We start from the raw sequence: 22,077 nt of genomic DNA on the forward strand, positions 1-22,077 counted from the left end.
TATCACCCGGCTTCTGACATTAACTTGTCACCTGTAACTTTTCTTTAGTTTGTACTCGCCTTTCTTTAATTTCACCCTATTTAAAAACGCTTTCATCCACTATCGTTAACCATAAGTTTAGCTTTGTGTAAAAGAATGCCAACCATTCATTCCACTTGAAGGAGGAACATCATGACACGCAAACTCAAACCGAAAGGCATCATTCCCAAGGTCACTGCCATGGTACTGACTACGGCATTGCTTGGACAAGTTGTTGCATCATCCGTTTATGCAGGAGACACGCTCCCTTACACAGGTGAAAGCGCCAAAGGGGTGAATCAGCCCTATCAGCACGGGTATACCTCAGCCCAGATTCTGAACTGGACACCTGAAAGTGACATCCATGGTGATCTGCTTCGTGCCCATGTCCCCTTGCAGCCCCGTAATGAACCGTTCGCTGCCACGCAAGCTTATCCTGAGCTTAGTCCAGACACCCAGCTATTTACGATGAGTGGCGATTACGGCAATGCATTCTTCGATAGCACACCTTATACCAATGAATTCAGCCAATATCTCTTTAATTATTGGCAGTATACAGACTACTACAGCTATTGGCATGGCATGGCTTCTGCCGGAGTGCCGGAGGAATTATACGATCCCAGTAAGGAGTGGACGGAGAAATACTTCGAGTTTGGCATTTTGAATATCCCGAATCCGGCCTATACCAACGCAGCTCACAAAAATGGCGTCAAATCCATTGCCAACATCTTTTTCTCGGACAATGACCGTGGGCCACAAACCTATAAACAAATGCTGATTCAGGATGAAAACGGCAATTTCCCTGTAGCCGAGAAACTTGCCGAGATGGCAGAATACTACAACTACGATGGATACTTCTTCAATCAGGAAGAGGTTGCCCGGGGTGTAGCCCCTGAGGATATCGCTTCCTACAAGAAATTCATGAAATATCTAAGAGATAAAGGCCTGTACGTTCAGTGGTATGATTCCACCATCAATACAACAGGCAAGATTCAATACCAGAACCAATTTAACGGCCTTAATAGCCCCTTTGTAGAGGATTCCGTTCTCGGCAGAGTCTCGGATTCCATCTTCCTGAACTACGTATGGAACCACAAGATGCTACGCGATTCCCGCGACCATGCCCTCAGTCTGGGACTTGATCCACTGGAAACCGTATTTGCAGGTGTTGAAGGTGGTCATGACAGATTCGGCCGCTGGAAGCAATCCTACGACCTGCGCCACAATCTGGATGAGAACGGTCAGCCCATGAATAGTATCGCGACGCTGGGTGCAGATTTCACCCACAATGCCCTGGATGAAGAGATGGGCGATGGGAGTACGAATCATCGTGCGGAGGATCAGTATCAATGGATGACCTTTGTGCGCGATCGTGCTTGGTGGTCTGGTCCAAATCAGGACCCTACGGATACGCGTCGTAACGCTTCTGCCAATCTGTCGGATGTGTATGCTTCCGGCGCAAACTGGGATGGGATTGCTGCATATCTTACCGAGCGATCCGTCATCAATGGCTCGAATTTTGCGACAAGCTTCAATACAGGTCACGGTCTGAAATATTATGAAGACGGCGCTGTCTCGAACGACAAGGAATGGTCCAATATCAACATTCAGGATATCCCCGTCACTTGGCAATGGTGGATGGATAGCGAAGGCGACAAACTGAGTGTCGATTTTGATTATGGCCCATCTTATGAGAAAGGCGCAAGGTACAACTACGATTCCATTGGCGCATTCCAGGGCGGCAGCTCTCTTGTGGTGAACGGTACATTGAACGCGGAGAACTTCCTGCGCTTGTACAAGACCGACCTGTCCGTCAACGGACAATCCAAATTGGAACTGACGTATAACAAACCGTCCATCAGCGATGCTTCCTCCCTGCATGTTGGGTTAATCTTTGAAGATGATCCATCTAACGTGGTCAACGTAGAAGTGCCTCAGTCAGGTCAGCATACGGAAGGCTGGAAGACAGCTACACTGGATTTGAGTGCCTATCAAGGCAAGACCATTGCTGCCATGGGATTGTCCTTTGACCCGAATGGTGCAGCAATTGAGAACTATCAAATGAATATTGGTGAGATCCGCATGTTCGACGGTTCAGCGGCTGTGCCGGATGCACCGACCGGATTCCATATTGCCAAAGCACTGACCAACACCAATGAACTGGTTGTCGCATGGGACATGAAGGACTATTCAGAGGTCAAACAATACAATTTGTATGAAAATGGTGCCTATGTTGGCGGCGTGTATGATTCCACTTTTTATATTAAATCGCTAAAACAGCCTTCTGGTGAACTGTCTATACGTGCTGTTGGTGCAGATGGTACCGAAAGTGAAGCAACCGTCCTGCCTTATGATCTGAATGCAGCCGTTCAGAATATTGATGTGAAATTCAAAAAGAATGGCGATGCCATCGTTAGCTGGAACAACCCGAAGATAGCAAAAAATGCGGGCAAGGATAAGAATACGGATAAGGACAAAGATAAAAATAAAGACAAAGGTAAAGGTAACGAGTCAATTCAGATCACACTACAAACCGAATATACGAAAGAACCCTTCACCAAGTCGCTTCAGGTCAAAAAAGGAAAATCATCTGCCGTTCTGACGGAACTTCCGACCAATGGTGAACATTACGTGCTGAACATCGCTATTGGCGAGCAGAGTCCAGTAACCCATACCGGACAACTCGCAGATCTTCAGATTACACCATACGCCAAGGATAAGGTCACAGTAAAAGATGGGAAATATACGCTTGCCCTGCCGGATCTGGAGGACTGGTACAAGATCTATGTATATGAAAATGGGGTAGCACGCGAGTTCGGCGTCACTTACGTTTCGCAGAAATTCCCGTATATCATTCGTGGAAGAACAAAACTGAGTGAACTGACCTTCACACCAGCGTCCAGCAACAGCTCATTGAAGCTAGTCATTGAGGATTATGCAGGCAATCAGGCCACTACGATTTTGAGGTAATTATAATTTTCGTGCACGCCCGTATGCTAGTTGAGATACGTACAGCCCTTCACTTCCCAAAGGAAGTTGAAGGGCTGTTTGTTCCTATAGGAACGCACCCACCTGCTGAACATTCATTGCTTTTGAATCAATGTATTTCTTTGATTACACCCCGTTGGACAACATTGAGGATAGATACTTCCGTAACTGCTTTTTGTCTATTTTATCCACAGCCGTTCTGGGCAAATTATCCACAATGAACAGCTGAGTCGGCCATTTGTACGGAGCAAGGTGTGGCTCACAAAACGCCCGCACCCGCGTTAGATCCAACCTTGCACCGTCCCGTAATACTATGAAAGCAACGAGTTCCTCTCCTTCGTCTGGAAGAGGATGTCCGATTACAGCCGCCTCGCTTACCGCCTCATGGTTCATAAGGACATGCTCCACTTCGGCACAAAATACATTGGAACCGCTCACAATAACCATATCCTTCAAGCGATCAAACACATAAAGGTAACCTTCGGCATCCAGACAGCCGACATCCCCAGTTCGAATCCAGCCATCGGACATGGTCTCGGCAGAAGCCTCCAACTGGCGCCAATACCCCAGCATGGTCTGTGCACCTCGAACAACGATTTCTCCAGCCTCACCCGTCACTGTCTCACTTCCGTCTGGATCTAATATCCGAACTTCGAAGGCCTGCTCACCCTGAACAGCCAGGTCGGCTGGACGACCTACGGATCGAAGGCGATGAGAATTCCCCATATGTTGAGCAGGAAAAAGACGGCTTATGGACATCCCACATTCTGCTTGTGAGTAGTTATTCACAATGGTAGCATCAGGAAATTGCGATACAACATCCTGTAGTGTATCCGGGGAAATAATGGACCCTCCGCAGCCAATAAGCTTTAGGCTCTTCAAATTTCTCCCCCCGACGGATGCCTCACGAGCAAGATCACGAAGCAGTTGGCCTACTGTACTGAGTTGTGTAATCTGATCTCGTTCAACAGCTTCCATAATGCGGTTTACATCCGCCGGGTATTCATCTAGGAATACAAGACAGCCCCCAGCAGCCATGGTCGCCCACAACTGGAACTGACCCACCAGATGGGATAAGTTAAGCACCAACACACGACGACTGAGATCATGACCGAAGCCTGCAGAAGGCGTAAGTTGATTCCAAGCAGCCATACCACGATGCGAATGCATGACCCCTTTGGGTCGGCCGGTTGTCCCACCCGTATAAATCAGGACTGCCGTATCGTCTACACTTGGTTTGAATTGGTCTTTTGGAGAGAACGCAGGTTCATGCTGCAAAAGAGCAGCGAGCAAACTGTTATTCGTTCCTTCTTCGTCTGTCGTGAACAGTTTTGGACAATACCCAAGAAGCTTTACCGTGGCGATCGCTGCGTTAGCATGTTGGTCATCATGAATAATCATATGTGGTTCTGCATCCTGTAATATGGCAGCGAGTTCAGGCACTGTTAGCATAGGAGACGGTACGAGCGGTATAGCACCGATCCCAACTGCTGCATAAAACGCAACAACGAGCCGGGGATCTGGATCACCTAAAAGGGCAAAGCGATCACCAGCCCGGAGTCCTTCAACATATAGAGCATAGCTCAGTCTTTCAACTTGACCGTTAAGCTCCCCATAACTCATCGTTTGCCCATGTCGCATTAACGCAGGTTGCTCAGGGTACAGACTTGCTGCAATTGGCAATCGTTCGGATAGAAGCAAGCAATTACCCCCAACATTTATATTTCCATTTTCTCCGTTAAGAAAACTATGGAATAAAAAGAGAGTAGCATATATCTGGAATAATAAGTAATCACTATCCCCTATTAAAATCATAAATTCTTCTGATATTACATTTCCATCAACCCTGGTTAAGTACGGAACGAAGGCGTACCCCAAGTACCCGAAGAAGAACTTTGGCTCGTGCTCTCTAGTTTGTGTCCTCCCATAGTTGGACGGAAAAAGTATCTTTATATACTAAAAGTGAGAACTTTATATCTAAAGTAATTTCAACTTTTTTAACTCTTTTCCAATATACTTAACAAAAAGTTCATAACGTCTCTTTAACCATTGAAATGACCTACTTATGATGTTTGTAATTATACGTGTATGAGTGATCCGTAGGACGTCCAAATTTTTAAAAAAATAATCCCAACCTTTATTTCGCCTGGCACACTATATAATTGTCAGGAATTACAGATGCAACTATGGAGGAAACAATGGATTCAATTAGTACAAACGGAAAAGAAGCCACAGAAGCCATTCGGAGCTATGTGAAACCGATTTTCGGTTTTGCGTTAAACCGGGTCAAGCACCGGGCTGAAGCGGAGGATCTGGCTCAGGAGATTATGCTGCAGTTGTTAAAATCCTTCTCTGGGCTGCGGGACATTAGAAGCCTTGACGCTTACGTCTGGACGGTTGCTCGATACACTTGGGTGAATTGGTTGAAAAAGCGCGAGCACGCTCCCCAAGTAATCGAAATCAACGGTATGTCTGAACTTTCTGCCGCCCCTTCCCGGGAGCCGCTTGACCGGTTGCTGGCAACCGAAGCTTCACGCGAGCTGCGCCGAGAAGTCGCGTTTCTGTCCGATATTCATCGCCGGATCGTGGTCATGCATTACTACGAAGAGCTTAAAATCAGCGATATCGCGATTGCTCTGGACATTCCTGCAGGCACGGTGAAGTGGCATTTGAGCGAAGCTAAAAAGGAGTTACGGAAAGGGATGAAACGTATGCGTGCAACAGGAACTTTAAGTGTCAATCCGGTCAGCATGGGGGAAATGGGCCATTCCGGTTCGGCCGGCAAAATGGGCGAAACCAACGATTTTCTTGGGCGCGCCTTGGCGCAAAATATCGTTTACGCGGCTTATCACAAGGCGCGTACCGTACATCAAATCGCGGAGGAGCTCGGAATGCCGCCATCTTTGCTGGAAGGCGAAGTCCAGCACCTGGCCGATTACAATTTTCTCATCCAAACCTCCCCCGGCAAATATCAAAGCAATACCATCGTCTGGGACCTCTTCGAGTTGGCCGTAGCCGGTCATCAATTCTGGCAAGATTGCGCCGCCGAAGTGGCCGATGTTCATTTCGACGCGTTAATGGAAGTTCGCCGGCAAGTCGAGGATAGCGGAGTGTACGTTCCAGACGGCGACTATAACTTCCTGCTCTGGACCTTGCTGCCCAAGAACATCGAAGAGCAATCTTGGCGGAGCATGCCAGCTGGCGAGAACTTCGATGCGGTCGCACCAATACGAAAGGACGGAGGTCAATATATTGCCTATGCGGCCTTAAATCGGAGCCACTATGCCGATCCGGGTTTTGATATGAGTAGTTACGTCACCTTCGGTCCGTCGCTTCGCTACGTCGAAGACTCTCCTTTATACTTGTGGCAATTCAATACGTACTGGAGCGACCGCCAGATGGATTGGCGTTTCCTGGAATATCGGAATGTTGAGATTTGTCATGCGTTCCAACAAGGGGAACTGCCCGACAACGAAGAGAACGCTGAGCAATATTCGTTCCTGCTGGAGAAGGGGTACATCCGCAAGACGAAGGAGGGGTACAAGTTCAATGCGGTTTGGATGGACTCCCCGCAAACGTTGGATCGGTTGAACAAGGCAATACCGGATTTGTCCGCTCTGTATGCGCCTGCTGTCGGCAAGCTCTACGACAAAATGCTCAACCTGTTCCTGCAAAATCAGCCGAAGCATCTGGAGCCGCAGCTTGCTTACATGGTGAGAGGCAACACCGGCGGAGGCCGGCTTGTCGCTTATATTTTGAAGCATTTGATCGATAACGGGAAGCTGAAACCGCCGTTGCCGCATCAGCAGAAGACGATTTCAACCTGGATGGGACCGGTCAAGTAAGTCGGTTCGGAGGTGTATACGAAGAATAGTCGTTCCCGGGAAGTGGCCATTTTTACACAAAACTCTGTCTGTCCAACGAAGTGATTAGGACATCTCTATTTCACAAGGCCCCCTCCTGAACGTATGGAAATAATTAAAAACTACCCATGACGCATGTGCGTCATGGGTAGTTTTTAATCGCAATCGTATCAGCCAGAGTTCTCCTCTACCTTACGATTTTTATCTTTCATGTTCGCAACCAATCTTGAGAGGCCAGATGCTCCACATACTCAACAGATCTATTCAGCAAAACTGCCCGTTAGTTGAGCAAAAGCAACTAATCACAATATCAGCTGCTTTCTGGTTGTTATTGAGCTAACGTTTCCCGTTAGCTCAATGCTAATTATCAATAAATTTGGTTATGATTTCCATGGCATATCTTCAAGGTTAACGCCAAATTTCTTTTCTACTTCAAGAATAATCTTACCGTCAATTTCAGTGATTGTATGACCTTGTAATTCGGGAAACTTTTCGTTTGAAAATTTCTGCACCATCTTTTCAGCTTCTTCTCGGGTTGGTGCCTCAAATGTTTCTACAGTTTTAAGCAATTTCATGTTATTATTTCCTCCTTCTATTCCTAATAAATAGTCTGCTGTAACACTGAAATACCTCGCAATTAAGGGTAGCATTTCTAAGTCAGGATAATTCGCAGATGTCTCCCATCTTGAAATTGTCTGAACTGAAACGTTTAGAGCATTTGACAGTTGCTCTTGGGTTATACTGCTCTGAACCCTTAGTTTTCTGATGTTTAGACCAATCTTCATATTTGCACCCCTAATCTTATTTCTTGTTACAATTAAAGTTTACTGTTTAAGGAAATGTATAACCAGAACCTAAAGCGAGAACGAACTTAACATATGTGTTAAATCATTTGTTGAACAAACCTGCCCGTTAGCTTAATGAGGAACTCATCATCCTAATATAATTTTCGTCTTCTCTACTTTCTGTAAAGGTATGCAAATAAGGATCGTTAGCATTTGTGCATCTATCCCTATTGTCAGTCTACTAGTTGAAATCAGCAGCTGATCACTTTGAAACCCTGACGACTATAGGCCCTAGGAATATTAAGATTTCATCTGCTTACAAAACAGTATTCCAATTATAGAAAGGAGACCTGAGATAATTCGCCTGTAGCCATGATTTTATACATCAAAAGGAATTACTTATGTAAGGTCACAGCCACTCACACTAATTAGAGCGTCTCAACCAACTTCTGAATCATTGAGTGGGAAATTAAATATACAGGCCCCATTATTTCTATTTTGCCGTCCTTTACACGTATAGCGCTCTCCTGTTCTGCCGCATAAATATCAATCTCTTCAGACAAAGGGAACAGGTAGCCTTGAACAAACGTGGCGTAATCGCGTTGAGAATGAGATTCGTAGGCAAAATGATCAAAGCCAATACCATCATAAATAGTACTTGTTTCAACTTCATCAGTGTTATTCAAGCTTAACCATTTTGCAGCCATGTTTAATGCACCGGCACTGGCACCCATTATAATGGCATGGCTATTCTTAATAACATCCGATAATTCATATTCCACCAAAAAATCATTCTGCAAAACAGGATATCCACCACATAAAAAAATGACAGAAGCGTTCTGAATGAATCGCTGAGCATCTTCTTTCTGCATACGGTAATCAATGAAATGATATTCATCAAAAATAATGTTAGCCTGATTCAACCAAGTCCATTCAGTAATCTCATCCATGTTAATTGGCTCATCTTTATAACCTGACGGATCAGCACTAATCATAACAAGCGATTTTCTGTCTTGTATATCCTCCTGCAAACAATGGACCAGTTTCTCTGGGAAAAAATGATTAAACCAACTTAAATAGTAATGAGTTTTCAAACTTAATACCTCCATATGTATTTTTACATTCATCCATTCTTAACTCGCTCCCATCAACAGACCGGTCTTCATTCCTAATAACCCCTGCCATATCAAATCTCAATCTTTCAAACTTCCCAATCAACACTTCTGTAATCCTCTTTTTATATGCAGTATACAAAATAATCCAATTTATTAATAGAGTACATTTACCATAGCTATAATCACGTTAAAAAAAGCCCGGTTTATCCCCCGGGCAACATACACTTTTGTATGGGTTACTTGCTTATAAATTCCACCATCTTCTGATGCAATTCCTTCTCGGAACATTGAAAGATACCATAAAAATCCTGGGGGTTACGGATCAATTTGTTTAATTGGTCTATTCCATATTGTTGAACAACAAACTCTACGAATAAGAACGAAAACTGAAAACCCTTCATCGTTTCGAAATCCCAGGTATCATTATCTAATTGTTCGAACGTTGGGATCTCTAAATTGTGAATAGCCTCTTCTGTTGTACCTTCAATAAAGTCCTTAGTCATCAGCTTGGCTTCATATCCACCAATTCCTTGCCTTATCCATTTTGGAGCCTTCGGATTGATTTCACTTATTAGCCACATGGTGAACAAGTGAACCGTACCTTTAAGAATCGATTGATAGGTATGCTCCGGTCCTGGATTTAATGGAGATACAATTTTAAGAATACTCCCTTCGTAGGTACCCATGAACCAATTCGGAGCATCTGCTTCTCCGACCGCTTGGTGAAACGATGGCATATCAGGATATACCTCAATCGTTACTTTCCGCGATGGATGATAATTGTACTTTAGCGAGATTCGTTCAATATGTTCACTTAGTTCATTGAACAAATCATGGTGTACTTTATTATTGGGCTGATTGTTCAATCCCTCACTTTCACCTTTATTAACAATTGAAATCAAGTCTTCAATAGACATAATCGTAACGCCTCCCCATTCTTTCATTTCCCGTTTAAGTTTTTCCAAAGCTCTGTAGAGTCTGTTCTTTACCGCACTTTCACGCATCCCTACGATCTTAGAAATTTCAATCAATGTGCAGTCCACAAAAAAGCGTAATGCAATGATTTCTTGGTCGGTCTCATTTAACTTTTTCAGCGCAACTCCGATATCAATTCGAAAATCAACATTTTTCGTAAATTCAAGGGAGATCGATTGTGATTCATATCCCGTAAAATCAAACGGCGTTTCTTTTTTACGCGATAACCTTCGATATTCGTTTTTCACTGTATTCTGAGCAATCTTGAATATCCACGTAAATAAATTTGATCTGCCTTGGAATCGGTGAAGATTCTCGACAGCTTTTAAAAACACCTGTTGAGTCAAATCATCTGCAACCATCGGATTCAATTTCAGCGAAAAGTACGTGCAAATCCTTTGACGATACAGCTCATAGGTGCTTTCAAAGTTAGTGATACTTTCCTGTTTATCCGGATAAACAGGTTTTGTGTCATGAGCTCCTGACATGGTGAGAACCTCCTCTTGATTTACAATGAATTAGACACCAGAGAGAGTCAGAAGGCCACATAAAATAAAAAAATATGTATTCGTCCTTTTAGGCTTGTTATTTACAGGACTAATCAGCCTTTTTGAAATCTCACTTCAAATGATCTCTAAAATTTCATATCTTTACAAATTAATCATGTTAAGCAAAGATTGGAGTAGTCTACGAGCCATTTGTTTTCATCTGTCACAACGATCTGGAGGAAATCACATCAGGTAACCGCCTCCCAACTTAAGGAGTGATAATCATGAAATACACCCATGCTTTTTTATCAAGCATCATTGTTTTAGGTAGCTTAGGCACGTTATCCACTGCACCAATTCCATTTCATGATTCTGATAAAGTAGCACACATTGCTACTAAAACAACTTCTGTGAACGCTTCGACATACCAGAATATACCTAAGTTCCATAAAACGATAGGCTCAAACAAAATGGTCTGGAAAGGTGACAACACCACTATAACTGCAAATACTGTAAAGCAGGATGCTGCTGCCGACTTTGAGCACAACATGATTGACATGATCACAGTTGCTCATGGTAAAGAAAAACACATCCTGCATACGGAAGACTTTGGAGTGAAATTAATCGATATCACAAGTGTTGCTGAATCTCCATCTAATAGCTGGATTGCTATCCGAGCAGAAAAAGCTGCCGGCAGCAATCTTATTCTTGTGAACGTTAAAACAGGAAAGTACATCATCTTAAACGAACGTCTTGAAAACGCAGGTAAACAAGATGTCGAAACCATTACATCTTATAATTGGTCACCAAAAGAAGACATCATTGCATTTGCTTATGGAAATACGGAGAAGAGCATTTTAGCCATATACGATACGAAGAAAGACCGTTTAGTTCATCTCCCTCGGGCAACCAACTATATTAGCACAGGTTTAATTTTATGGCATAAGAACGGAAAAAATATGGATTACATTAGTGAGTATCCTTCAGATCAATGGATTCTTTTCAGATACGATACCACAAGCAAAAAAGTTAAACCTGTAAAAAAAATGACTCGGAAAGAATCTCAGCAGTGGTTTAAATTAGATAAATAACATCATTATTTAACTCCCTTCCCTTGCCCCTACCTACTGACAACAGTTCTCTTGTCCATATTTTGTAGTAAACCGTTTTTCTTTACGACTTTCATGTCCTTTGTAGCGTTCATATTAGTGAACAGAATATTATAGTAAATTTGGGTTTTCATCAAAGAAACAGGAGGTGATTGGTTTTTCCCCGTTAGAAGTCTAGTACTACGCAAATTAAAACCGAGGTGTAAAATGAAGAAATCTATCATCCTGTTACTATTCAATACGCTGCTACTCTTGCTAATTCCCATGCACACCCATGCAGCTACGAATCAAACTAAAATTATTTTAGATGGCCAGGAGCTAGTTTTACCTCATGATATTGAAGTCGTTAATGTACGAAACAATATTATGATTCCGATTCGGGTAGTCGCTGAGAATTTAAAATTCAACGTGAAGTGGGACCAAAAAACACAAAATGTAAATATCGAACAAGCTTCCAATGCAATCTCCTTGACCGTTGGAAAGGATCAAGCCACAGTCCAGAACAACACCGTCCAACTTAATATCGCTCCACAAATGATCAAGAATACGGTTGTTGTTCCCCTGCGTTTTGTTAGTGAAGAGATGGGTCTGCGAGTGGGCTGGAATAACAAAGACAAGATTGTTACGCTAACCAGCAATAATGTATCACAACCAGCTTCACCCTCTCATGAAAATGATGCAGGCACTAACCTGGTTCATGATATAACGTATGCCAATAATCAACTCGTCGTCTCATTGGACCGTGAAGTTGCTCCAGTCATATCTACACTTAAAAATCCCGAACGAATTATTTTGGATTTCCCATCCACCAATTTCGGAAATATGGGACAGGTCCCCTCTGGAGGATCCATGGGAAGACTGGATGTTAACGAATTCCCAAGTGTTACTGATATACGTTATTCTCTTTTCAAAAATGATCCTCCTCAGGTTCGAATCGTAATCGAATTAAACAATATAAATTCGGTGAATTACACACAACAGACAATCGCCGGCAAATTTATCCTTGATCTAAGTATGGCTAATGAACCTGCACCTGCAACTCCTGTGAACAGCGGCAAAAAAATCGTCGTTATTGATCCGGGACATGGAGGAAGTGATCCAGGTACAATAAGTTACACTAAGCAACCCGAGAAACATTTTGCCCTTGCTTTAGGGCTAAAAGTGCAGGCTCTTTTGAAAAAGGAACCTAACATAGAACTAATAATGACTCGGGAAACAGATATCTACCCTACACGACCGGAACGTGTCAAACTTGCCAACGATCTCAACGCAGATGTGTTTGTATCTATACACGGTAACAGCGTCCCTGCTGCTCCTCAGATATCGGGAACGGAAACGTATTATTACCAACGGGAGAGCAGTAAAGCACTAGCGACCCTCATTCATAAAAATCTGATCGATGCCTTGGGATTTAAAGATCGTGGTGTTAAGAACGGAAACTACCAGGTGATCCGAGAAACTACAATGTCTGCCGTTCTTCTAGAAATCGGATTCTTAAGCAACCAGATGGAAGAAGAGGCCATGATGTCAGAAAGCAATCAAAATAAAGCAGCACAGGCCATTGTGGATGGGATAAAAGAGTATTTGAAGCTATAGGGCAGTGAATAATTCAAGAGGATGTGCTTCTATGAAAAAAAGAATCTATGTGGCTATCGCAATATGTGCAATAAGCATACTAGTGATAGGGTGCGGTAGCAAACCTACTTCTACTGGTCCAGTGCAGGGTTCCGATCCTGTAAATACGACACCAGCGCCAACAGCTAACCCAAGCGAAGAAAATGGAGAATCTCAAGAAATTGAGGTTTTTTACGCAGATGATCAATTATTACAAGTAGAGCAACGTAAGAAGGAAATTACATTCAAAGATGACTCCGAAAAATACAGTAAGACTTATGCAGCACTTCAAAGTAGTGATCAAACCGAACTAATTCCATTGTGGAGAAATATTGAACTGCTTTCTGCTACTTTTGATCAAGGGAAATTAACGCTGGATGTGCATATTCCGGATGAAGCAAGATTAGGGTCTGGCGGAGAACTATTAGCGATCGATGCTTTGAAAGGAACCTTTTTTCAGTTTGATGAAGTAACCCGTATTGATTTGCTTGTTGATGGAGATGCAACTGACAGTTTAATGGGTCATGCAGAATTAGAACATCCACTAACCCGTGAATAGATCCATTCGATGGAACATACAAAGCATGATTTAAAAATAAGAGCCATTCGCATTAATACGTTGCGAATGGCTCTTATTCCTTCGGTAAAAGTGGATTTGCACTTCTTCTTGGTCAGGGAGTTATGAAGTTCCTTTTTGTTTACTCGCCTGCATCTGCTGGGCAAATCTCATCATCTCTTCGAACTCTTCCTCAGATACGGCATCCCCATCGTTGCTTATGTCTTGTACAATCGGAATTTCGGGCTTAGCTTTGGTTCCTTTGCCGTATGTACGGGTACGGGTTCCAGCTGCACCAGCAGCCTGTTTACCTTTGACCTTGGCCTGATCACGAATATATTGCACAGCTTTCTCATATGAGTTCACCTGTTTGAGCAACATGTTGGAGGCAATGGCCTCAACGAAGTTACGGTTAATCCGCTGCTCTCCACCAGATACAAGTAATGCCATCAGATAATGAATCAATACATTGATGACTTCACCAGGCAACTTGTAGCTCAGATCAATTTTCTCAAATATATCGATCAGATTGTCCGGTACTGCACCTGGGAAGAACGTCTGCAACAGGCGGGTATACGGCTCGTTACGCAACATCATATTGTATTGATGAATATCACACTTCGTCATGAATTGCGGAGGTACTTCGACGTAATATTCCATCTGTACCCCATGCTCAACAGGTGGTTCACCGGAGTCTTCTTTCCGCTCTGGCTCCTCCATATGCTGCCTCAGTGCCACAACCTTGGCTGCCTGTACAGTCTGTTGCTCATGGCGCTTCTTCGTCTGTCTGAACTGCATGCTCGCTTTATGCTGAAGATCATCCAGAATCAGCTGGCCCTGTGGAGTGAAGATATCATCTTCATCCAACAGACGGCATACATCCTGCACACTAAGATTGAACTTGTTCACTACGTAATTCACAATGCCCAGTTGTTCATGATCGAATCGCAACTGCTCTACATGACGGCGATTGACCGACTCGCGCGGGAAACGCAAAATAATGTCTGCATAGTTCAAACTGTTTTCTTCCGCTGCATCGTTCGTGCCTGTCCGCTGGGCCGTTGTTGATACTTCCGACAATGCTTGCTCCAACTCGTAATCAATCACATGAGTATTCAATTCAAATATATCGTAAAAGGGAACAGAAATATTCTCTTTGTTGGCTGCCGGATAAGGCGCGTCCCCATTTTCCACTGCCGAGAACCCGGAACGCAGAGAAAGGACGGCGAATTTGCCTATCTTGTCACGAAGCAGCAGTGTCAAATGCTGTGTCCGGAAAAACTCTGCCGGAGAGAGCGGCGGTTGCAGCTCATATTCGTAGATGTAATCATCATTCTCCGGTATATATAGCCGTGAAGTCTGAAGTAGTCCCACCGCTTCAAGCTTGGATGCCTGCTCTACCAGATATTTACGCCCTTTCTCGCTTGGCTCCAGGCCAAGCGTCATGAACAGCCTTCGTTGCTGCTCCAGCGGCGAATAACCGACCTGTTCACCGGGAAGATGCTGAAACAACAGCCGATACAAGCCAACCGCAAAAGCACCTACCATGGGCTGATATGCTCCTGTAAGCATACGGTCATCCAGGGCGCTAAGTCCAAACTCCCTGTATACGCAGTAGCGATGATGTTCAGTATAATGGTGCAGATTCTTCATGCGCATAGCCTGATCTCCTTCTCCCCAAATGTGTGTTTATCTATTCTATCATAAATGTCTGATCCTCAAATGTTCAAAAACAGGTAAAAAGAGGGCCTGTTCTCGCTCCGTTTCGTCCTAGGTCGACATCATTCACGTTTTCGCCGAATTCAGCAAATTTCTAAAATAAAAATGTCGAGTGCCGCTAGAATACTATAAAAGCTGTAGCCGCAGAATACAAGGGATTCTCTAAAGAGAATGTTCTCCAAATGTATATGAAGTACAAGTGTACAATAAACCTTCTAATATAAATGAACAGCAAAAAAGCCTTACCTTTGTACTCGTAAGCGTTTACGACAAAGACAAGACTTTTACGCGATTACAGTGGCATGTGTTACCTTGTTCCAACAATCTAAAACATTTTGTACCCACCCAAACGTAACTTCTGGATCGTCCAGCCACTGATTACCGCACCAGCCAGTCCAGCGATGCCCGTCATATAGTCCACAAGCTGGAAAGAACTCAGATGTGACATCAGAGACGACGAATGATCCCATAGAGAGTATACAACAACAGGCAGAATTACAATGATGAACAGATAGGAAGGAAACCAGGTGGTCTTCATCAGCATGTTCAGAATGAAACCGATACCAAACATCATAACGAAAAATAATACCATTAATACCAACACAGGTATAAATTGCATCGGGCGACATTCACCTCTTCTTTCACACTTTCGGGTTTCACTTCTGGATAGTAGTTAGTGTACCGCAAAAAATGTGGCGAAGCAACGAACTTTCTGGACAAATTTCCCTATAATTATGCACTGTTCATTTGCCCTTCTCCTTCATGTTGGGATACAATGTAAACGATAAAGCACTCACCCGTCCCTTATAGTGCGTGTTCAAAAAGTAAACTTTTGAACAACCTCTTATAGAGATTTGGAAATATACCTTGCAGGAGGAACACAACCAATGAACGAAGCCGCATCAACACTGGAGGGCTGGTATGCCCTGCATGATTTTCGCTCGATTAACTGGGCCGCCTGGAAAGCAGCAGATGATGAAGAACGTGCTGTAGCACTGGACGAGCTTCAGGAATTCTGGAAAGAATGGAAAGAAGTCGAGGACTCATCCAAAGGAAGTACCGTTGTTTATACGGTTGTAGGTCAAAAAGCCGATCTCGTCATGATGCACCTGCGTGAAACGCTGGAAGATCTGAAGGCTGTTGAGAACGCGTTTAACAAAACGATGTTTGCCCAGTACACAACGAAGTCTTATTCTTACGTCAGTGTAGTGGAACTGAGCAACTACCTTGGCAAAGAAGGCGAAGACCCAATGCAGAATCCAGAGATTATCGCCCGTCTGAAACCTGTTCTGCCACAGCGGCAATACATCTGCTTCTATCCGATGAACAAAAAACGTGAGCTGAATGACAACTGGTACATGCTGTCCATGGACGAGCGTCGTACGATGATGCGCAGTCACGGCATGATTGGTCGCAGCTATGCGGGTAAAGTAAAACAGATTATTACCGGCTCTGTCGGTTTCGACGATTGGGAATGGGGCGTAACGCTGTTTGCGGATGATGCACTTCAGTTCAAGAAACTCGTCTATGAGATGCGTTTTGATGAAGTTAGCGCCCGTTATGGCGAATTCGGTTCGTTCTATGTGGGAAGTCTGTTGAACGAAGGAACGTTGGAAGACATGCTTAAGCTGTAAAATAGTACACCGCACAAAAGCACCGCGACATCTCCTGTAAAGGATACTGCCTGCGGTGCTTTATTGTGTATCAAGCGAAGCGTTCGCCTAAAAGCTTTCTGAAAGAAAGCTGCATCGGAAGCATACGCTATCACCGGATTTTCCCTTTAACAAAAGGGAATCAAAAAAATCTGGGGATAACAGCGATTGGAAGGTTATGTCTCTAATCCTCGTCCTCTTCATCAACAGCTTTCAGTGATTCGAGGAATTCGGCAGTGGCCCGGTCACGGTCGCGACCTTTCTCTTTAAGTCGCTCAATCGCGGGCATAATGAGAATATCCACTTCTTTCTGCACGATGTAGGCCAGATCATATTGATCCTGTTCCTCCAGATAACCACCGACCTGCATCAGGGCGTTGTACCGATCCAGTTCGTCACGCGTCAATAACCCCCGGACCTGAACACTGCAATGTCTCATCCAAAAAACCGCCCTTTCTTCAGGACTAGCGGAATACCACCAATGATGAACAGATAACGCAGATCAACCAGCTTCTTCAACTGAGCCGCTTTCCAACCCTTGTACTTCTTGCCGCCTACAACAGCAATCGCTTCACCTTTACCCAATGAAGCAACCGTACCTTTGCTCGTAAATACAAAAGGCTGTGGCTGTTTCTTGCGAATGGATGCCACGACGTTCTTCGCGCAATTCACACCCTGCTGCATCGCAATCTGGGCTGTTGGCGGGTAAGGCCGTCCTTCCGCGTTGAACACAAGTGAATTATCACCAATCACATAAACATGCTCATGTCCCGGGGCACGCAGATAGTCATCCACTTTTACCCGGCCACGCATCACTTCAAGACCGGCCTGTTCCAGCAGTGAGTTACCACGAATACCACCGGTCCACACCACTGTGGCAGCATCGAGCTTTTCACCCTCACCCACAATAACCCCATCGGGGAGACACTGTTTGATCGGAACACCAATTTTGAAGGTAACGCCCTTCTTCTTCAGCACGTTCATCGCATGTTCTACCAGTTCAGGGTCAAAACCAGGCAAGGCCGAAGGCGCTGCCTCTACATTATAGATGTGCACATGTTTAGGATTCACGTCGAACTCCTTGCACAGCTGTGGAATACGATCTGCAAGTTCAGCTACGAATTCAACACCGCTGAAACCCGCTCCGCCTACAACAAAACGAATACGATTTCGTTTGTTATCGTTTTTGTACATCGCAAATTGATATTCGATGTGTTCTCGGATCAGTCTAACCGAGTTAATGCTGCGGATGGTCATGGCGTGATCAAGCATACCCGGAATACCGAAGGTCTCAGGCTCACCACCTAGTCCAATAATCAGATAATCATAGGATAACGTGCCGTCCTCCAGAATAATCTTCCGATCCTGTAGACGAATCTCCTTGACAGAAGATTTAACCAGATCAATCTTGAACTCATCAATCAGCTTCGAAATAGGGACTCTTGCATGCTCAATGGTATCCGTGCCGGCTGCCGGCATATGTAGATGTGTAGTAATATAATGATAATCATGCCGGTTCACCAATGTGACGTCGGCCTCGTTATAGTTCAATTCCTTCTGCAGCCGCTGGGCTGTCAGAATCCCGCCATAGCCCGCGCCGAGGATGACGATTTTGGGAATACTGCTCATGTCTATACCCCTTCCGGTTTCACTTGCATCAGCCCAATCTTGGTTGAGATGCAAAATGCACATACTTACAAATATTGATGAGGTCTTGCCCATTATGACGACAAATGTTAACTTCGCGAATTTATTTAAACGTTTGCATCAATTTCATAGCTCATTCCATTGATTCGTTTGCACGCAAGTTAGCGATTCAAGTTGTGAAATTAACCACAAGATTCTACAAAACACGGGATCTGTGCTCATATTACATATTGACTCTAAATTAGACAAAAAAACACATAGTACAGGTCAAGGATATCTGTATTTGTAGCAAAGATCAAGGTTTTTTTTGTTATTTTTCATAACCTTTCATTTCCAATTTCATCCTATTCTCATCTGATCTTCATCAATTATTCTCAGATTCGTGATACAGCTAACTTTGCAACCCTGAATACACCGTTTATAATAGGAAAGACAGTTCAGCACCCATGCCGGTTATGATCCGTAGCCTGCACATTTTTCCTGTTAACTACCTATTAAAATATGAAAGGTGTTGTTGATTCTTGACTGCACAGAATTCCAGTCATGATATGACTGATTTACTTATTATCGGTGGAGGCCCTGCGGGTCTGTTCGCCGCATTTTACGGTGGGATGCGTCAGGCATCCGTTACACTGGTTGAAAGTATGCCACAGCTTGGCGGACAACTTGCCGCTCTTTACCCGGAGAAATACATCTATGATGTCGCCGGATTCCCGAAAGTTACAGCTCAGGAACTGGTGAATAACCTGGTTGAGCAAATGAGTCATTTTAACCCGAACATCCGCCTTGAAGAAAAGGTTGTATCAGTGGAGAAAAAGGATGAGCAACATTTCATCGTGAAGACGGATGAGAATGAATATCATGCCAAAGCTGTCATTATTACAGCTGGTGTAGGTGCATTCGAACCACGTCGCCTGGAGCTTGAAGGTGCTGCCAAGTTCGAGAAGAGCAACCTGCACTACTTTATCAGTGATCTGAATGCCTTCGCGGGCAAAAAAGTACTGATCAGTGGCGGCGGTGACTCCGCGGTAGACTGGGCACTCATGCTCGAACCCATCGCTGAGCAAGTGACGCTGATCCACCGCCGGGACAAGTTCCGTGCGCATGAGCACAGTGTCGAAAATCTGATGAATTCCAAGGTGAATGTCGTTACACCGACCGAAATCACGGAACTTCATGGGGATGACACCATTACCAAGGTAACCCTTGCCCATGTAAAAACCAAAGAAACTCAGGAAATTGAAGTGGATGACGTAATTGTTAACTTCGGATTTGTCTCTTCTCTCGGACCCATTGCCGAGTGGGGCATCGAAATTGACAGCAACTCCATCGTTGTGGATTCCCGCATGGAAACATCCATTCCAGGGATCTTCGCTGCCGGGGATATCACCACATACCCGGGTAAATTGAAGCTGATCGCTGTCGGATTTGGCGAAGCTCCAACAGCCGTCAACAATGCGAAAGTATACTTCGATCCAGACGCCAAGTTGTCCCCAGGACACAGCAGTAACATGAAACGCTAGTTTCGCTGAATGAACATATATTGATACAAAAAAGGGTATCTTACTCCTGAATGAATCCAGATCAGGAGGGATACCCTTGTCTTATATATGCCCGCTGTGTAACGGTCTGGTTGTACCGGAGCAGGCTTGCCCCCACTGCCTTCAGGGACTGTTAGAATGCGGCAAATTGGACGACTACACCGGACCATACAGCCCCTACGTATTCCAATCTTCCTCTGACACGGCAGACGAAGTCGAAAACGTTTGCAATCATGTGTTGTACTGTCCACATTGTCAGACGAGCACGCCATGGCCTGTCTCACTATGGGACTTGTCCGGAAACCTGTAACATTGCCTGCAATGAGGATCTCTAGTGAAGAATGGCAGATACGTCGGTACCCAGTTTGCGCTTATGGATTTCTGCCAACAGCAGTGCGATGAAATCTCGTTCGAGATTCAACTCAATCGCTTTATGGTAGGAATCCAACAACATCTCATCGGATAACATAGCCATTTCCCGCCACAACCTTTCCTTTTTTTTCCTCAAAACTATCATATCAGAGTTTCATATAGAGAACAAGCGTTCTTGTTATCCACAACGTTATGTGGAAATCCTGTGCATAGTTTGTTGATAAATGGAAAAAATGTAGAGTAATCAACGTGTATAGTGTGGACAATATTTATGCACAGGCCTGTTGTACTACGGTAAGAACGTTTATCTGCGTATTTTTATTTGGAATAAATTCATAGTTTCAAGACTTGTTGCGAGTAAATTACCCGGTAATGTAAAATTTCAAACCTTTTTCATACTGTTTTCTTCTATATATTATCGGTTTTTCTTGGATTTTCTTGAGCTTTCCCATTCATTTTCTATTGGGGTCTGGTATTCACTTCCAGAATCCAGATCTTGCCTGAATAATCCAGTCCATAATCGAATCCAAGCTGACCAACACCAGGGAACTGACGTTCCATAATGTATGTGCATGTCAGTGTAAGTGAACGCATCTCCCTGCGTTTGTGTCGACCAGATATATGGGGCAGGGATAAACTGAGAGCTTGCCTTCCTGATAACATGGTGCCACCCTTGCTCAGATTCGTTACACAAAGTCCGGGACGAGCGAGTCGTCCAACCAAGGAACGGAATACCCAGCCTCGGTCTGTTTTAACAACTTTGACTCTGTAATCAACAGGTCTCCCTTGAATCGTTGCCAGATGAATGCCTTGCTGGATCAAGTACCTGCGTCTAGCCTTTACACGCACCAGAGAGCGATACATCTGGCTGAAACTGGCGAAAGAACGTGTCGTTTTCATATGGGTGTATCGATAAGCCCCACCGCTCGCCGATACCCGAATAACACCATAACCTCCGCCACCTACAATAGGTTTGACGTACACCATTCCATAACGACTGAGCATGTGCAGCAGATTCCCTGAGTTGAACGCCTTGGTCTGTGGAATATGGACAGCAGCTACAGGGTATTTCATCAGTGCCGCTGTCTTCCGCCACTTGCTTGCAAGCTGTCTCGACATGGGTTGATCTCCTTCCCTAGAACAATAGTCCTTCCTTATACATACTCAACAGTAGCCTTGCTTTCTTGGATGTCTGTCCACGGCAGGGGCCCCTTTTCCATGAAACTTGTCCCAGGGTGATGGCGGAAACGGGAACAAGCGCCCGGTTTGCTTTTCAAACAAGTCAATCTGTCGTATGCTACTAAGGAACGGCTTGGAAGGGCTTAAATACGAGGATCTAAGGAGCGTTTAGAACAAATGGAAGCATTTTTCAAATCACTTTATGGCGTAGCCTATTTTGCAATGTCGATCGTTCTGGTAGCCGTTACGGTACTTCTCTTTGTCACAGGTATTCGACTGTTTATTCAAAAGCGCAATCGCGGCTTTGCCGTGAGTTGTCTTATATTTGCCTGTTTCATCGTCTTTATCATTGTTGTTATGTTAACCACGCCCTTCTCTGCCACACCGCCGGGTTCACCGGAAGCCATCGCTGCCCTTCTTCACTTCGGGTAGTTGAACCTCTGTAGAAGGAGATGC

At 44.3% G+C, this 22,077-nt stretch carries 19 protein-coding genes; 9 read left to right on the plus strand and 10 right to left on the minus strand.

Annotated features, from left to right (window positions below):
- Window positions 1-171 precede the first annotated feature (171 nt).
- On the plus strand, window positions 172-2,988 hold the full coding sequence (locus tag MKY85_RS24505; protein ID WP_342570990.1) for an endo-beta-N-acetylglucosaminidase: 2,817 nt from the start codon (window positions 172-174) through the stop codon (window positions 2,986-2,988).
- A gap of 144 nt (window positions 2,989-3,132) precedes the next feature.
- Here MKY85_RS24505 and MKY85_RS24510 read toward each other — a convergent pair whose 3' ends face one another.
- Complete coding sequence (locus MKY85_RS24510; RefSeq protein WP_342570991.1) at window positions 3,133-4,707, minus strand: class I adenylate-forming enzyme family protein; 1,575 nt, start codon at window positions 4,705-4,707, stop codon at window positions 3,133-3,135.
- Between the two features lie 497 nt (window positions 4,708-5,204).
- On the opposite strand from MKY85_RS24510, the gene MKY85_RS24515 reads away from it, so the two are divergent.
- A complete protein-coding gene (locus MKY85_RS24515; protein WP_342570992.1) occupies window positions 5,205-6,851 on the plus strand; it encodes an RNA polymerase sigma factor in 1,647 nt (548 codons plus the stop codon).
- 398 nt (window positions 6,852-7,249) lie between these two features.
- Here the strand turns inward: MKY85_RS24515 and MKY85_RS24520 are convergent, their stop codons facing one another.
- The 3 genes from MKY85_RS24520 to MKY85_RS24530 all read right to left on the minus strand — a co-directional run bounded on the left by MKY85_RS24520 (window position 7,250) and on the right by MKY85_RS24530 (window position 10,232).
- Window positions 7,250-7,654, minus strand: coding sequence for a helix-turn-helix transcriptional regulator (locus tag MKY85_RS24520; RefSeq protein WP_342570993.1), 405 nt, complete (start codon window positions 7,652-7,654; stop codon window positions 7,250-7,252).
- A gap of 428 nt (window positions 7,655-8,082) precedes the next feature.
- A complete protein-coding gene (locus MKY85_RS24525) occupies window positions 8,083-8,748 on the minus strand; it encodes a cyanophycinase (protein ID WP_342570994.1) in 666 nt (221 codons plus the stop codon).
- A 257-nt stretch (window positions 8,749-9,005) separates the two neighbouring features.
- A complete protein-coding gene (locus tag MKY85_RS24530; protein WP_342570995.1) occupies window positions 9,006-10,232 on the minus strand; it encodes an RNA polymerase sigma factor in 1,227 nt (408 codons plus the stop codon).
- A 284-nt stretch (window positions 10,233-10,516) separates the two neighbouring features.
- Here MKY85_RS24530 and MKY85_RS24535 point away from each other — a divergent pair, with 284 nt between their 5' ends.
- The 3 genes from MKY85_RS24535 to MKY85_RS24545 all read left to right on the plus strand — a co-directional run bounded on the left by MKY85_RS24535 (window position 10,517) and on the right by MKY85_RS24545 (window position 13,514).
- The gene (locus tag MKY85_RS24535) at window positions 10,517-11,323 is read left to right on the plus strand and encodes a hypothetical protein (protein ID WP_342570996.1); all 807 of its coding nucleotides are present in this window, start codon (window positions 10,517-10,519) and stop codon (window positions 11,321-11,323) included.
- Between the two features lie 225 nt (window positions 11,324-11,548).
- Window positions 11,549-12,937 (plus strand): N-acetylmuramoyl-L-alanine amidase family protein, encoded by a 1,389-nt coding sequence (locus tag MKY85_RS24540; RefSeq protein WP_342570997.1) that lies wholly within the window; start codon window positions 11,549-11,551, stop codon window positions 12,935-12,937.
- A gap of 31 nt (window positions 12,938-12,968) precedes the next feature.
- Window positions 12,969-13,514 (plus strand): GerMN domain-containing protein, encoded by a 546-nt coding sequence (locus MKY85_RS24545; protein ID WP_342570998.1) that lies wholly within the window; start codon window positions 12,969-12,971, stop codon window positions 13,512-13,514.
- Window positions 13,515-13,634: 120 nt separating this feature from the next.
- Here the strand turns inward: MKY85_RS24545 and MKY85_RS24550 are convergent, their stop codons facing one another.
- Together MKY85_RS24550 and MKY85_RS24555 are read right to left on the minus strand one after the other, a co-directional pair.
- Entirely contained in the window at window positions 13,635-15,170 is a 1,536-nt protein-coding gene (locus tag MKY85_RS24550; protein WP_253440624.1) for a helicase DnaB, read from the minus strand.
- 385 nt (window positions 15,171-15,555) lie between these two features.
- Window positions 15,556-15,849, minus strand: a complete 294-nt coding sequence (locus MKY85_RS24555) for a YuiB family protein (RefSeq protein WP_339237474.1) — start codon at window positions 15,847-15,849, stop codon at window positions 15,556-15,558.
- A gap of 268 nt (window positions 15,850-16,117) precedes the next feature.
- Between MKY85_RS24555 and hemQ the strand changes: the two genes are divergently transcribed.
- On the plus strand, window positions 16,118-16,864 hold the full coding sequence (gene hemQ, locus MKY85_RS24560) for a hydrogen peroxide-dependent heme synthase (protein WP_062837936.1): 747 nt from the start codon (window positions 16,118-16,120) through the stop codon (window positions 16,862-16,864).
- Between the two features lie 202 nt (window positions 16,865-17,066).
- Here the strand turns inward: hemQ and MKY85_RS24565 are convergent, their stop codons facing one another.
- Together MKY85_RS24565 and MKY85_RS24570 are read right to left on the minus strand one after the other, a co-directional pair.
- Entirely contained in the window at window positions 17,067-17,321 is a 255-nt protein-coding gene (locus MKY85_RS24565) for a hypothetical protein (RefSeq protein WP_339237475.1), read from the minus strand.
- Window positions 17,318-18,511, minus strand: a complete 1,194-nt coding sequence (locus MKY85_RS24570) for an NAD(P)/FAD-dependent oxidoreductase (protein WP_036605766.1) — start codon at window positions 18,509-18,511, stop codon at window positions 17,318-17,320. Before MKY85_RS24570 ends, MKY85_RS24565 begins: the two co-directional genes overlap by 4 nt.
- A gap of 539 nt (window positions 18,512-19,050) precedes the next feature.
- Here MKY85_RS24570 and MKY85_RS24575 point away from each other — a divergent pair.
- Both MKY85_RS24575 and MKY85_RS24580 read left to right on the plus strand, forming a co-directional pair.
- Complete coding sequence (locus MKY85_RS24575; RefSeq protein ID WP_339237477.1) at window positions 19,051-20,052, plus strand: NAD(P)/FAD-dependent oxidoreductase; 1,002 nt, start codon at window positions 19,051-19,053, stop codon at window positions 20,050-20,052.
- Window positions 20,053-20,128: 76 nt separating this feature from the next.
- On the plus strand, window positions 20,129-20,380 hold the full coding sequence (locus MKY85_RS24580; RefSeq protein ID WP_339237478.1) for a hypothetical protein: 252 nt from the start codon (window positions 20,129-20,131) through the stop codon (window positions 20,378-20,380).
- 21 nt (window positions 20,381-20,401) lie between these two features.
- Here MKY85_RS24580 and MKY85_RS24585 read toward each other — a convergent pair whose 3' ends face one another.
- Together MKY85_RS24585 and MKY85_RS24590 are read right to left on the minus strand one after the other, a co-directional pair.
- Entirely contained in the window at window positions 20,402-20,545 is a 144-nt protein-coding gene (locus MKY85_RS24585; protein ID WP_017692430.1) for a sporulation histidine kinase inhibitor Sda, read from the minus strand.
- A gap of 356 nt (window positions 20,546-20,901) precedes the next feature.
- Window positions 20,902-21,561, minus strand: a complete 660-nt coding sequence (locus MKY85_RS24590; protein WP_339257227.1) for a YheC/YheD family protein — start codon at window positions 21,559-21,561, stop codon at window positions 20,902-20,904.
- Window positions 21,562-21,798: 237 nt separating this feature from the next.
- Between MKY85_RS24590 and MKY85_RS24595 the strand changes: the two genes are divergently transcribed.
- A complete protein-coding gene (locus MKY85_RS24595) occupies window positions 21,799-22,053 on the plus strand; it encodes a hypothetical protein (RefSeq protein ID WP_342570999.1) in 255 nt (84 codons plus the stop codon).
- Window positions 22,054-22,077: the final 24 nt, after the last annotated feature.

It is taken from the genome of Paenibacillus sp. FSL R5-0749 (assembly GCF_038595085.1).
Taxonomy (GTDB): domain Bacteria; phylum Bacillota; class Bacilli; order Paenibacillales; family Paenibacillaceae; genus Paenibacillus.